This is a genomic window from Halobellus rarus, from assembly GCF_024494595.1.
Taxonomy (GTDB): domain Archaea; phylum Halobacteriota; class Halobacteria; order Halobacteriales; family Haloferacaceae; genus Haloquadratum; species Haloquadratum rarum.
In genome coordinates this window covers 52,258-66,948 of record NZ_JANHDI010000009.1, presented here as the reverse complement: position 1 = coordinate 66,948, position 14,691 = coordinate 52,258, and the positions used below count along the sequence as shown (strand labels likewise).

General features: G+C 59.6%; 6 protein-coding genes. 2 read left to right on the top strand and 4 right to left on the bottom strand.

The features are described from left to right. Window positions 1-71 precede the first annotated feature (71 nt). The 4 genes from NO876_RS11315 to NO876_RS11300 form a co-directional block, all read right to left on the bottom strand. Window positions 72-2,954 (bottom strand): UvrD-helicase domain-containing protein, encoded by a 2,883-nt coding sequence (locus NO876_RS11315; protein WP_256421789.1) that lies wholly within the window; start codon window positions 2,952-2,954, stop codon window positions 72-74. Further along, the gene (locus NO876_RS11310; protein WP_256421788.1) at window positions 2,947-5,535 is read right to left on the bottom strand and encodes a PD-(D/E)XK nuclease family protein; all 2,589 of its coding nucleotides are present in this window, start codon (window positions 5,533-5,535) and stop codon (window positions 2,947-2,949) included. The genes NO876_RS11315 and NO876_RS11310 overlap by 8 nt, the downstream gene beginning before the upstream one ends. Before the next feature lie 618 nt (window positions 5,536-6,153). Continuing rightward, the gene (locus tag NO876_RS11305) at window positions 6,154-10,221 is read right to left on the bottom strand and encodes a PKD domain-containing protein (protein WP_256421787.1); all 4,068 of its coding nucleotides are present in this window, start codon (window positions 10,219-10,221) and stop codon (window positions 6,154-6,156) included. A 400-nt stretch (window positions 10,222-10,621) separates the two neighbouring features. Next, window positions 10,622-11,482, bottom strand: a complete 861-nt coding sequence (locus tag NO876_RS11300; RefSeq protein WP_256421786.1) for a hypothetical protein — start codon at window positions 11,480-11,482, stop codon at window positions 10,622-10,624. Window positions 11,483-11,930: 448 nt separating this feature from the next. On the opposite strand from NO876_RS11300, the gene NO876_RS11295 reads away from it, so the two are divergent. Continuing rightward, window positions 11,931-13,097, top strand: a complete 1,167-nt coding sequence (locus tag NO876_RS11295; RefSeq protein WP_256421785.1) for an amino acid ABC transporter substrate-binding protein — start codon at window positions 11,931-11,933, stop codon at window positions 13,095-13,097. After that, window positions 13,097-14,650 carry an amidase gene (locus NO876_RS11290; RefSeq protein ID WP_256421784.1) on the top strand — a complete coding sequence of 518 codons (1,554 nt, stop codon included), beginning with the start codon at window positions 13,097-13,099 and terminating at the stop codon, window positions 14,648-14,650. Before NO876_RS11295 ends, NO876_RS11290 begins: the two co-directional genes overlap by 1 nt. Window positions 14,651-14,691 lie beyond the last annotated feature (41 nt).

The window sequence follows — 14,691 nt, the reverse complement described above, 5'->3', positions numbered from 1 at the left end:
GCGATAAGACAGACCCGCCCCCACAGCCGACTGGTATACGAGGTTTGTCGAACCCAGATGAGGCTGTCCAATCACCGATTCCGAACGAGTTCCCCTAGCTCCACGATCGTGAGTGGCTCAATCCGCTCCAGGGACCCATCACTCGTATAGAACAGACTCGCCGTGACGTCCTTCTCGGGGAACCACTCCTCGAGGACGTGATAGTACACGCTGAGCTGCTTGCGGTACTCCGGCTGGGCGTGCCGCGTCCGATCCGTCTTGTAGTCGACGATCGCCACGTGCTCGGCTGTCACCTGCACCAAGTCGACGATCCCCGAAATGGTAACGCGGTGGCCATCGACGTCGATCGGGAGTGTCACTGGCTCTTCAACGTACAACTCACCCGAGAGCCCCTCAAGGAATTCCACAATCCGCTGCTCGTGGGGATTGGATGGCGTCACCTCATCACCAAGCGCATAGGCCTCGGCGAACTCGTGGACCTGCGAGCCAAAGTCGAGCCCGCGGGTCTCCGAGTCAACTTCCGCACTTGCTTCGGATCGTTCATCCGTCTCCTCGAAGACGGTCTCGTCCATCAGCGAATGCGGCGTGTGGCCGATCGGCCCCTCCGGAGTCGTGATCGCAAAGGGGAGTTCTGCGGCTGTCGATGTCGTCCGATCGAGTGGTTCTACCGTTACATCGAGCGTTTCGACATCGACCGGGAGTTCCTCGAGGAACGTATTGGGCTCGTCGCCAGCCGCGAAGACGACGTGTTGCTCGGCCCGGGTGACGGCGACGTAGAGCAACCGGCGTTCTTCATCGTACCCACGCGGCAGACACCGGCGGATGACGTCGTGGCGCCAGTTATCGTAGACGTGGGGGTAGGCACCTGCCTCCGAATAGCACTTCCGCTGTCGGAGCCCGACCGGATCCTGGTACTGAATGATGCTCGATCCACGCGATCGCGGCGGGAAGCGCCCATCGTTCATATTCGCCAGGATGACGATCGGGTACTCTAGGCCCTTCGCGGCGTGGATCGTCTGGACAGTCACTGCATTCGCACCAGCATTAGCGCTGATATCGACCGTGGCTCCGGTCTCGATGCCGCGTTCGATGAACTGGATCAACTCGCCGCGGGTGACGGTGGTCGAATCGTACACCGACTGGATCGTATGGAGGAGCACATCCCCCGTGTCACCTGTGTATCCGTAGCGGTCGAGCACCCGCCGCGTGACCGCCCCCACGGACGCTAGCTCCCGTAGGTCGTCACGGAACGCGACTGGCGCTGGCGGATACGATTCCGTCTCTAACAGATGCTCGATCTCGTCGAAGGTGTACCCGATCTCTTCGAGGACGACGACCCAGCCGCGGTCGGCATCCGACTCGAGGATCCGGAGCCACGCCAACAACAGCTTCGCCGGGTCGGTCCGGAAGAGTTCGATCCCGCCATCGTAGGCCATCGGGAAGTCGTACTCGGCAGCGACATCGAGGAGTTCCCGTCCGTAGTCCCGCGTCCGCGTGAACACCGCGATATCCTGACACTCGGGTGGGCGTGGCGTGCCGTCCTCTCCCTCGACAGCGTACTCGTCGTTGCCGACGATCGCCTGGATCTTCGTGAGGACTGCCTCGTGTTCGTCTTCGTGTTGGATGCCCTCGAGGACCGTATTATCGAAGGCGGCGTTCGCGGAGAGTTCGACGACGTCATCCAGTGTCGTCGAGACGTCCTCACCGCTCGTGGCGGGCGTCGTGAGCGTCTGCTCGGAGAGCTCGATGATTGATTCCGTCGATCGGTAGTTTTCCTCCAGTTCGATTCGGGTCAGCTCGTCGGTGTCGAACGCCACCCGCTCGGTATCCTTGTTGAGATCGGCAGCAAACTGGTCCAGCCGATCCTCGAAGTTGAGGATGTTCCGGACGTCCGCGTACTGGAAGCTGTAGATGCTCTGTTTCCAATCGCCGACAGCACAGACATTGTTCGTCCCACAGACCAGCAGCGCGAGTTTGAACTGGATTTCGCTGGTGTCCTGGAACTCATCGACCATCACGTACTCGAACTGTGCTGCTTGGCGGACGCGCTGGTCCTCACAGAGCAGCACGAACGCAAACAACTGGAGGAAGCTGAAGGTGAGATAGTTGCGCCGCAACGCGAACTGGAGATACTCGACGTAGACGTCGTGGACGAACGCTTTGAGGCCGGTGCGGTCTTCTTCGAAGACGGTCCGTGCCACCGCCGAATCGAGTTGTTTCGTGCCACGCCCGCCGCGCAGCTCCGACTTCGACGGCGCTTCCGGATGGTAGGTCTTGGTTCGCCCGAAGCCACTCAGCGCCTCGCGTAACTCCGATTGCTTTCGACCATCGTTGCGTGGCTGATTCACCGCGTCGAACTGCGCTGTGAACGCCTCGAGGTCGCCATCGAGATGGGATTCACCATCTCGATACCACCCCTCAGCTGTGGGGAAGATGCCCTTGGAGGCGAGTTCGGTGATCACATCGAGCAGTTCGCCAGGCTCCGAGAGCACCCGATACAAGTCGGTGTATTCCGGATGCTCATCCCGAAATCCGCTGAGGAACTCGCGGAACCGCTCGGCTTCGATCAACTCGTCATCGATGATCTGTGTCGAACCAGTGATCCGTTCGTCGAGGCCGAGATGGGTGGGGGCCGCATAGCCGTGTTCGTTCAGCAGATCGTGACAGTACGAATGGAACGTCTGAATCGGGGCGTCGACCAGATCGCTGAGTGCGTACGTGCTCTGATCGACGATTCGCTCTTTCATCTCGGTGGCAGCCCCCCGCGTAAAGGTCGCCAGCAGGATGTCTTCGGGTTCGACAGCGGGCTGTTCGACGATCGTCCCGTAGCGGCGTGTAATCGCGAACGTCTTCCCGGTTCCAGGGCCGGCATCAACGAGGTACAGTCCTTCGGTGCTCTCGATGAGCTCCTGTTGGCGCTCGTTCGGTGTCGGCCCCGACGATGACTCACACATCGTGCTCACCCTCCAGGAGGAGGTCGCGGTGGTCGATCCGTCTGTAATTCGGCTCGCCGGCCAGCCCCGCAACCGGGAAGCGTTCCTCGCCCGCCCGCCGATCGTTGAGTTCCGCGAGGCGCTCGTCGACGAACGCCTCGAAGGCATCCAGATCCTCGCGGAAGAACGCTCGCCGCCGCACGCCGTTGAGTTTTCGGATTGCCTGATCAGTCCCCTTCTCGGCATCGATTCCATCGGACGTTCGAGCCTCGACAGCCGCAGTGAACTCCGCAGCGAACTCGGAGGCTCGGAGCTCGTCCCGGTCGGTCGTGTCGGGGACCGTCAGTTGCGCCATACTCTCGCTGTAGGCCTGATAGCCGAGGTCGTCGAAGGTCTCCCGACAGTCAGTATACCCGTCCAAGAGCGTCTCGTAGGCGTCCCGAGAACCGACGTACTCGTCGAACGTGAACGGATAGTATGAGACGGTCGTGAGCGAACCATCTAGATCTGCGTCCCCGGCGATCACATCGTCCATCGGATCGAGGAAGTGGAAGAAGGTGAATTCCAGCTCCTCGTCCGGGTGGACCGTCCGGTAGTAGGTCAAGTACAGCGCCGCCTGAAAGTTCGGCGTGTCGGCTGGGGGATCTGTTGCCGCCCGCTTTACGACCTGGGTGGCGCGCTTTTTGTGTCCGCTTTTGTAATCGAGCAGGTGATCCGGCGCTTGCACCAGATCGATCTTCCCTTTCACGCCCAGCGAGAGGTCTTCGAACCAGCGCTCGGTGACCGGCGAGTCGACCGGCTCATCGAAATACGTCGCGAAGAAATTCTCACCCCACCCGGAGGTAGCTGTGAGGAACCCCTCTGAGTCGGGCCCGTTGTCGTCTAAGTACTCCATTAGCATCTCGATCCCGATGCGGTACTTCCGCCGCCGAAGCGGCTCGTCCGCCTGCGACCCGAAGGGGTCAGCCTCGGTGAGCATCGCGTCCACGAGAGCGTCGAGGTCAGCGGCGGCGATGACGTCGGGATGATTCACGTAAAACTCGGCGAAGTCGTGGAAGAGGTTGCCTTCGACGAACCGTTCCTGGTCGGGCGTCTCAAGGAGTTGCCCGAAGAGGTAGTCGCGCGGGCTGTTGACGTAGCTGTTGAGGCTGGACTGGCTGATCGTCGCGACCGTCTCGGGGGCGACGTCCAACGAGTGACGATCGAAGCCGCCGTCGTTCGAGCGCGGTCGTCGTCGATGTTCGACGGCATCGAGATCGCTGAACCGCTCGAAGTCGGCCTCGAGGAGTTCGCCGAAGTACAGACAGGGCGTGATCGGCTCCCCACCAGCCGTGTCTTGGACGAGATAGTACTGCTGGTCGCCACTCTGAAGCAAGCGCTGGAAGCTCCCGATGTAGCGTTCGAACTGTGTGTCGGTATCGACCCACGGTCGCTGTGGCGCCGAATGCGTCCAGCCTTGTCCCATCCCGAGATGGAAGACCACGGGGCGGTCCACATATGCGGAGGATTTCGCGTCGGCCAACAGTACACCCCCGTTGTCCCGATCGATCGGTACCTCGTAGGTCTGCAGATAGTACGCAAGTCGGTCGACACCTGCCTCGGTGATTGGTTCGTCAGCGAGACCGAGCGTTCGCAATTCCTCCTCGAAGCGCGTCAGTTCGACACCGGTGTGGTCAGTGTACGCATCGAGCACGTCCGCAAACGTCCGTGTCTCGATCGTCTGCCAGAGCTCCTGCACCCACTCGATCTCGGGGATGGTGACCGCATCCAACCGTTTGTGTTGGTCGTCGATCGGGATATCGATACCCATCTGAGTCAATACCGGAGTAGCGTCGGCTACGGTCGTCTCAGTACCCCGGAATCCGAGCCGGAGCAGACGTACGAACGCTCTGTGGTGGGGGTCGTCGATGAACTCTGGACCACCGTAAAATGGGATCTCAGCGGCTTCGAGCGCAGATTCGACCAGCGAGGAATACTGGCTTCCACTGTCGAGGACAACTGCGACGTGTTCGGCGGTATCAGCGGAAATCGTATCTAAAAGCGCAGTGACGATATCGGTCGCGGACTCGAAGACGTGAAACGCCGGATAGTCGAACGCATCGTCGGTAAACAGCTCGATACGATCGAACGCTTCCGGGAGGATACTGCGCTCTAAGTTGGTCAGCTGGTCGTAGCCGATGACGGCCACCGATTGGGTGTCGTCGATCGTGTACTCGGTAAGCTGTTTCGAGGTCGTCCGAAGGGTCCGCGTCTGCTCGACGACATCGCGCGTCGTCTCGTCGACGTAAGCGTCGTAGTCGAGAATGGCATCGAGCCGGCCCTGGTGTTCCCAGCATTGGAGGACGTTCCCGATGGCGTACGCGATAGCGTTCCAGTCGTGGTCGGTCTGCTTGACGAGTTCCAGAAAGGCGACGCGGTCCTCTGCCTGTTCGCGGCGGCCGGCTGCAAGCCGACGGGGTGTGGTGGCAAACGTTCCGAAGTGGGGGCGATCGAGACGTCGATTGATGGCGCTCGCAAACGGGGCGTCAGGAGTGACAACGAGATCATAGTCCTTGACGTCCGCGTAGAGTGCATCGACAGTCTTTGTTCGGCGGATAGGCACGAATACGAGACAGACATACCAGTCATAAGAAGATAGTGACGAGTGGTTCGACGTTGAATAGCCGATTTTGGCACCTACAGCCTGCTCACCACTCTGCACGCCCGACTGATAACACGCCGGAACCACAACTCATCAAGTCCGATTTCCCGCCGATTCCGACGTAAACGCAGTGAGCTCGGTCGCCGGAACATCACTGAGCGCCAGACGAATCCGCTTGCGGTCCCACCCAAGCGGCGAAAGCACACTCTCGGTGGCCCGACCAAGTTGCGTTTCGTAGTCGTCCGAATCATACAACTCGATCTTTTCGTGTCCCAACCGCACACGATCTCGCGAGGTCCTGTCGTCATCAACAATGACGCACTCGACGCTCTGCCCTGGATGAACGGACAGCCCTCGATCGGACGCCCGTTCTAGAAGTCTAATCGACAGTCAGGCACCCAACTTCCCCGCCCAGCCACCGTAATCAGAGTGCTTCTTCGATATCCAACTGTACTTCCGCATCGAGCGTTTCCGAGTCGAGATCGAGGGCTTGTCGAACGATGTCTGCTAGGACTATGGTTTCCGTCCCGGTGTGATCATTGCCTCTCCAGGCGCCCGCCATCAAACCAAGACTCTTCCTCAGTCGTCGCGCTCTTTCTGCTGTTGACGATAGAGCAGCAGGCCAACCCCAACAACAGCAACCCCACCGAAGACCCAGAGCCAGCCAGCTCCTGCTCCTTCACTATCGTCTGGCGTGCCCGTCGCAACGTCAGTCCTCGATTCGCGTGACTCGATCTCCACTGCCCCAACTGACCGTTCGCCAATCGTCACATCGTAGGTCCCGGCCTCCACCAATGACAACGCAAGCGTGACGGTCTCGGTACTCTGCGCCGCGATCAAGACGGGCTTCGTCACCACGGACCCACCGTCAGCCTGAATCGTGAGCTCGTAGGTGCCATCCTCGGACCCGACGTTCTCGATGACCGTGGACACCACGACCGGCTCACCCATCGAGACACTGGCTGCATCAAGACTCGCTTCACGCACCTCGAAGAGTGGCGACGCAATCCCGATGTTGAACTCCGAGAGACCAGGCGAGACGGCCTCGAAGACGTAGTGCGTGTCGGTCTCACCGATGTGCTCAGTCGAAAGCGTCCGCCAGCGCACCTGCTCGTTTCGGTACAGTGCCACCGAATCAGGAGCCGCGTCCAGTGCGTTCAGGTAAGATTTCCGCACCTCGAACGTGAAAGTCACAGCATCGATGTCCCGATCACTAATAGAGTGATCCACAATGACCTGTCCCGCCGGGCGTGCACCCGTTTCGCCGGCGAACTCACGGTCAAGGTCCGAGAGACTCTCGACGGATTGCCGATCGGGCTGCTGGCCCGAGGACTGATCCGACTGACTGGGTCCGGTCGGACTCCCCGCTAGGCTCCGACTTCGGGTGGTGACCTTCAGCGTGAAGTCTCCCGACCGAGTGACGTTCATCGCCATCCCCGTCACGGAAACGTTCTCAAGGTCGTCTGTCGGCGTCGAGGTGTTCGTCTCACCACTCTCTCCCTCATCAGGGCCGGCTTCCTCAGATTCGTTCGTCGCACCAGTGAAGTCAAGATCGACCGTCGAATCGGCCTGGGCGTTCTCGACCGTCGCATTGGTCGATACCCCCGAGGTAGTCTCGCTCCCAGCACCGTTCCTGGTGGATGTCTTTGCCACCGTCACGGCAACGCTCGGTTCATCGTCGCCAGCATCCACAGACCGAGAACTTGACCCGGACGAGGACGAGGATGAGGACCCTCCATTGTTGGAGCCGTCAGGTTCGATCACATCTACAGTCAACGAGTCAGTCGAATTGTTGCCCGTCGGGTCCGCCACAGTGAGGTTCACAGTGTAGCTGCCCGCGTCGGCGTACGTGTGGGTTGGGGTCGCGCCAGTCGTATTGGTGCTATCACCGAACTCCCATTCGTACGTTGTGATGCCGTCGTTATCCGAGGAGGCCGTGCCATCGAAGGAAACAGTCGCACCCACATCTACCGTCTGATTTGGCCCGGCCGCAGCAGTCGGCGGGGTAGTATCGTTGACCGTCACCATCACGGTCGAGGCGTTCTCATTACTGGCAGCGTCACTGACCGTGACAGTCGCATTGTAGGTCCCTGGGTCGGTGTAGGTATACGAGGGCGTTGCACCACTCGCAGCCCCACCGTCATCGAAGTCCCACTCGTAGCTGTCGATACCGACGTTATCGCTTGAGCCACTCGCATCGAAACTCACGGACGTATCCTCGTCGACGGTTTTGTCGGCCCCCGTGACGATCGTTGGGTGAGTGGTGTCTTCGACCGTGACAGTGCGCGTATCGGTGGCGGTGTTCCCGCTCTCGTCGGTGACAGTCAGTGTGGCGATGTAGGTTCCAGGGCCCGCATAGGTATGGCTGGCCGTCGCACCCGTCGCGATGGTTCCGTCATCAAAATCCCACTCATAGGTATCGATCCCGCCGTTGTCGCTCGATCCGCTCGCGTCGAAGCTAACCGCCGTATCCTCGCCGACAGTCTGGTCGTTTCCAGCGTCGGCCGTCGGTGCAGTCACGTCCTCGACCGTGACTGTGAGGCTGTCAGTGTCGGTGTTGCCACCATCATCGGTCACGGTGAGCGCAACAGTGTAGGTGCCAGAGTCGGCGTAGGTATGGCTGGGTGTTTCGCCGGTTGCCGTAGTCCCATCGCCGAAGTCCCACGCGTAACTTGTGAGCACACTGTTATCGGACGAACTGCTCGCGTCGAACGAGACCGAGGCGTCTTCGTCGACGGTCTGATCCGGTCCGGCATCGGCAGTCGGACCGGTCGTGTCATTAACCGCGACTGCCAGGGTATCAGTGTCTGTGTTCCCGCTCTCGTCGGTGACGGTGAGCGTAACAGTGTAGGTTCCGGGATCAACGTAGGTGTGGGTGGGTCCCTCACCAGTTGCAGTGGTTCCATCGTCAAAGTCCCACGCGTAGCTGGCGATACCAAGATTGTCTGCGGAGTCACTACCGTCGAAAGAGGTCGCTGTGTCTTCATCGACAGTCTGATCATCTCCAGCAGCAGCGGTCGGTGCCGTCGCGTCGATGGTTACACTGTCGGATTCCCCAGACGCACCGTCTTTGTCCTCCGCGTTCGCAGCCGTATCAACTGCGATCGTGTACATACCGTCTGCACCGGTCTCGTACGCCGACGAAAGCGTGTAAGTGTAGGGCCCACTTCCGGATTCAGTGAAGTCACTCTCGGTGAGTGTCGTTGCGGATGGCCCGTCCACGGAGACCGAGATGGCCGCTAGTTGTTCGGATGAATTGAACGAAATCGAGAGCTCCTGTCCCGAAGGATTGGTGGCATTGACATCCGAGATCGTGGGGGCAGGTGACGTGAGCGCGTAGAAGGCACTGCCCGATCCGTAATAGAGATAGTTGTCCCACACCAGTGGCGTACTGTAGAGACTGCTCGTCGGTGATTCGTACGCCCAGCGTGGGTCGCCAGTGTCGGTGTCGAACGCGTGAACGCTCTGGTTACCAAAGTCTGTAATGTAGAGGACGCCGTTGGCGACGACGGGTGCGCCTCGGAAACCGGTCCCTGATTGCGTCCAGATCTCGCTGCCGTCAGCGGCGTCGAGCGCTGCGAGATCGCCGCCGCGACTCCCAGCGTAGACGACGCCGTTCGCGTAGACCTGTCCGGCGTCCACGTCTCCGGCCATCGTGTAGTTCCAGTCCTCCGTGCCCGTCTCGGCGTCAAGTGCGTATACCTGGCCGTTGCCGGATGTCTCTCCCATCGTACTGTCACTCCCAATGAAGACAGTTCCGTCGGCGACAGTCGGGTCCGACTGGCTCTCGTCGGGAAGCGTGAAGTTCCAGATTTTCTCCCCGGTGGTGGCGTCCACCGCGGTTACATTGTCGTCGTTGCTGCCGAAGTAGACCACACCCTCCACAACTGCCGGGTTCGATTCGACGAGAACGGGCTGGTAGAGTCTGTAGTTCCAAATTTTCTCGCCCGTGGTCGCGTTTACCGCGGTCATATTACCGTCGTTACTGCCGAAGTAGACCACGCCGTCTTCGACCGCCGGTGCTGACCGAACGTTGGTCTGTGTGTCGTAGTGCCAGCGTTCCGCCCCTGTTTCTGCATCGATTGCGTGAAGTTTGTAATCGTTACTGCCAATGTAGAGGACACCGTTCGCGTAGGCTGGCGTAGTCCATGTCGAACCGCTCGTACCGCCAGGAGTCGAATTCCACTTCTCTGCGCCCGTCTTGGGGTCAAGTGCGTACAGTTTACCGCCATCGTGGAACGCGGTGTAGAGCGTGTCATTCGCGATTGTGGGTTGCATCACGTTCGGGGTCCCATCTGAAATGGTCCAGACCTCCTCGGGTGTCTCGGTTGGCCCCTGCTGGTTCGGGTAGTGCCCGAGATTCGCTGGGCTGCCGTGGTACTTCGGATTGGCGTTCGCCACCGTGACGGTCTCGGTGGCACTCGTAGCCCCGGCTGCCACCGTTACCGTGCGGTCGCCGAGCTCCCAGAGCGTCTCATTGATCGAAATGTCTCTGGTTGTACTGGCCCCGATTGTTCCGTTTTCCCACGCTTCGACCGTCCCATCGACCGTGAGCGAGACATTGTAAGTACCACTGTTACTCCCGGTATTCTCGACAGTGACAGTTCCTTCGACGGCACTTCCTGTATACAGATCGATCGGTGCCACTGACGCGTCCGAATACGACACGTTACCGGCCGCCACGCTTGTACTAGGAACCCACCCGATAGCCGCAAGAAGTAGGCACGTGCTCAAAAGAACTACTCGCAATCGGTCATTGGTCCGGCCACCCATCACCGGCCTCCAGGACGAATGAAGGGTGTGTCGTCCCAGTCACCGGAGTGATCTCGGGTGGCTATTGAATACATGCGGAGTATCTGAAAACAGACTATATGAACATTTGGGCACAGGCAGGTACGGGACTACGAAAAAGCGGACAGATAACCCAGCGATTGGCTCGTGACCCCAGAAAAGCAGCATTTTGGATGAACACCAACGAAGCCGAACACGAACAGCTCGTCTTCAAGACCCGAGAGGAGTGCCCCACACAGCAAGTATGTGACAGCAGTCAGGCCGTCCGCTCACTCGATGTCGAACCCGAGCGCGACGCCTCCACGACAGTAACGCTCACTCCCGATTCTTCTGTTGGCGTTCGGACGCCATAATCCAGTTCCCGCCCTGGATCGGCGTCCTCACTACTCGCCGAGACCGTGGCCTCACCGGACTCGCCAGGAGTAAGCACGATATCGAAGCCTTTCGGGCGGTACAGCGGGTACGAGAAGTTCACTGCCCCACGGAACGTCCCGAGACCATCGCCAACGTTCTCAGCTGAGACCGTAATCTCGAAGGTCTCGTTGGGTGCGACCGTCTCGGGGGCGCTCACAGTCCACTCCCACGCCGGCGGCGGTGTCGTTGCTTTCTCGGTGTCGAGGGCCCACTCCCAGGAGTCGGTATCGCGTTCCAACCGCAGTGATGGTTCAGTGTCGAGGTGTGTCGGCACATCGAACAGCAGCCAGCCTCGAGGGTCGGCATCCTCCTGGTCGGGTCGATACGATCCCTTCGGCACATCGAGATCAACCGGGTAGGTGTGCTCGATCACGATCGGGTTGAAGGTTTCGGCGGCGGCGACGAGCGTGAATGCGTCCCGACCGGGGGTCGGGTCTGCATCGCGGGCGTCCACAGTGACAAACACGAACTGCCCATCTGCGGTCCGGATCGCGTTCCAATCCACGTTCTGGATGTGGCGATACGCGTACTGGACGGCAGTAGCCTCGATGGTCAACGCAGGACGCGAGGCCGTGTCGGACGCTGTGTTAGTCGTAGACTCGGTCGTCGAGCCAGGTGAGTGACCGAGACAGCCAGCGAGCCCGAGAGTTGTGAGAGTCGCTAGATACGCGCGTCTGGAGGGCATATGCAGACGTTCGCCCATTCGTGTAAATGCTTTCTGCGGTCAGACCAAAACGGAATTCGTCTCCACTTGCTGTCCGAAACATATGCTAACCAGCGTATTGTCATTACTGAGTTCCGGAAGTTCACCCCGCCGTCGAGCAATGTCTCGACTCGACGTCCAGAATCGAAACTCGTCGAGGTGGTTGTTACAGCTACAAAAGATCCCGACCCGGTTCTAACGCCCTACGAGGCCGTCAGGTTAGGTTGTATATCGCGATAATCGTCCAAAGAAAGAGCCGGTATGAAATGTGAAACTCCTGGCAAAACACCTCGACGAGAGGAAAACAGCTGGGAGTTCAAATTCACGCTGTCCTTCATTTTTCCGTTGGGCATACTTATATACGCTCTATGCTGTCTGTTAGTTTGTGTCACGAAAAACTATCACACGTCGTGGGTATCTGGCAGGGTCGACGGTCGCACTGGCTGGATTGAGTGGTTGTTCGCTCCCAGGGAGCAGTTCCAGTAGCTCAGATACGATCACGATTGGATCGACAATTCCAGAAACCGGGCAGTTTTCATCGCTGGGACAGGACCTGCGGCGCGGGTATGAACTCGGGGTCCAGCGGATCGAGGAGAACAACGACGATCTCGAAGTCGAGTTAATTCTCCAAGACGATGAATCGGATCCCGAGGTACTCAGACAACAACTCCAGCAGATCACCAGCAACAACGACGTCGATATGCTGTGGGGAAGTTTCTCCAGTTTACTGGTTCCTGCTGGCTCTGCGTTCGCCGAACAGGAAGAGATCCCATTCGTTGCAATCGCTGCCTCGTACGAACAGAACCGCATCGAAGCAGATGCTGACTGGACGTTCATTCCCTTCCCGCATAGCCGTGACGTAGTGCGTGGGACACTCAACACGCTCGAGCAGGCTCCTGAAAGTGCCACGGATGTCGCAATCTGGGAGCCGAATTCCGGGTGGGGCGAAGAGATGGCGGCGACGTGGGAAGAACAACTCTCCAACGCTGGCTACGAAATCGTGCTGCGAGAGCGATACAGTATCGGCTCGAGTGACTTCTCCTCGATCATTTCTCAGACAGCCGAGAGCGATCCTGACATCCTCCTATCGAACCCGACACCGAACGGCGGGATTACGGCGATGCAGCAGATGGAAGCTGCCTCGTATATCCCCGATTTCATTCAATTCGTTCGAGCAGCTGATCCGTTCGCGTGGTGGTCTGCCCTCGGTGAGTCGGGACGCTCAGTCTGTATGTGTCCCGGGTGGGTCCCCGGAATGACTGGCAATGGCAACGAAGCACTCTACGAGACGTATCAATCTGAGTACGGAGAAGAGAGTGAGTACCCGCCCGTGATGGTTGGTGCCTCGTATAATCTCACCCAGGTCGCCGAGCAGGCGCTCGTCAACGCCGATTCGATCTCCCCAGACGCGATTCAGGAACAACTCCAGACTCGCACGTTCGAGACGGTCACCGGTGAATTCGGGTTCGATGACGTTGGGCGACCCAAAGAGGGCGAACTGAGCGTACCAACTGGGCAATGGTCAGAGGGCCAGCAACGGCTCGTCTCGCCCCAGACTGAGCATCCGGCATCGATGGATCTCAAGTATCCGATCGATTCGTGGGATGAACGATAATGCCCCGTAGCGACACCACACCGTTTGCGACGCCGACCACCACTGAAATCAGCGACCTCGCTGCGGAGCTCGGAATCCCGCTGAGTGAGTCCGACTGTGAGGATTATCAAACGCTTGCCAGTGCAGCTATCGAGGGTTCGGACCCAATCCGACACGCACCCTCATTCGATCCCGGACTCGAACCAGATGAGTACACGGGTCGAAGTAGTAGCTATCGACCCGCTGCGTCAGAAGACCCACTCAACGCGTGGGTTCGGAAAACACAGATCCGCACTCAAAGTGATGGTCCACTGGCCGGACAGACTGTCGGGCTCAAAGATTCGATTGCCCTGGCAGGCGTCGAACTGACGTTGGGATCGTCGCTGATGGAGGGTTTCGTTCCGACGATCGACGCCACAGCAGTGAATCGGTTGTTGGATGCGGGGGCGGAGATTGGTGGGAAGCTCAATATGGAGAGCTTCGCGTGGTCCGGAACCGGCGGAATGAGTGATCACGGCCCAGTGACGAACCCCCACTCGGAAGCGCATCTGGCGGGTGGATCATCGAGTGGCTCGGGCGCTGCACCTGTTGCCGGCGATTGTGATGTCGCACTCGGGACCGACCAAGCCGGATCGATTCGCATCCCCAGTTCGTGGTGCGGGCTCGTTGGGATCAAACCGACGCACGGACTCGTTCCATACACTGGTGTCGTCCCGCTGGAACGGACGATCGATCACCTGGGACCGATGGCCTCGACCGTCGAGACGGTCGCCCAAACGCTCGAAGTGATTGCTGGGACGGATACCACCGACGGGATCAAACTCGATACGCGACAGCCCGACGGTGTCGAAGCAGATTCGTACGCCGCCGCGGCTGACGATGATCCAGATGAGCTCTCGATTGCGTTTTTGGACGAAGGATTCGGGTGGGAGTTCTCGGATCCCGTCGTCGACGAAACGGTTCGTGAGACGAAGGCTGGCTTCGAGGCGTGCGGCGTCAGCGTCGATCACGTCTCGATCCCGCGACACCGACAGTCGATGGCGATCTGGGGGGCGATCGCAACGCAGGGCGGAGCGCGGCTCCTCCAGGAAGGAAGCGTCGGCACGAATCAGAAAGGGTGGTCGTGGCCACAACTGGCGCGCGTGATGGATTCGTTCCAAGAGGCTCGCCCCCGAGATCTGCCGCCGACGGTAATCCGCTCGCTACTGGCTGCGGCCTTCCTCAAGTCCGAGTATGGTATCGAACCGTATGCGAAAGCCCGGAACCTTGCGATGGCAGCTGAACAGGAGTACAACGAGGTGCTCGAAACGTACGACGCGATTGCGTTGCCGACGACAGTCGTGCGAGCCTTCGAGAAAGCACCGGAGATGAGCCGTGTGGAAGCACTCGAGCGCGAAGTGGTGACCATAGCCAATACGTGCCTGTTTAACGTGACCGGGCACCCCGCGATTACCGTCCCGTGCGGTAAGCCAGAGGGGCTGCCGGTGGGACTGATGCTCGTTGGGAATCACTTCGACGAGACAACGTTGTTCACGCTTGCTGCTGCCATCGAGGACACGCTCGATTACGTGTAGTCGCTTGTCGTCGAGGTCAAACTACGAGGCGGCTCACACCC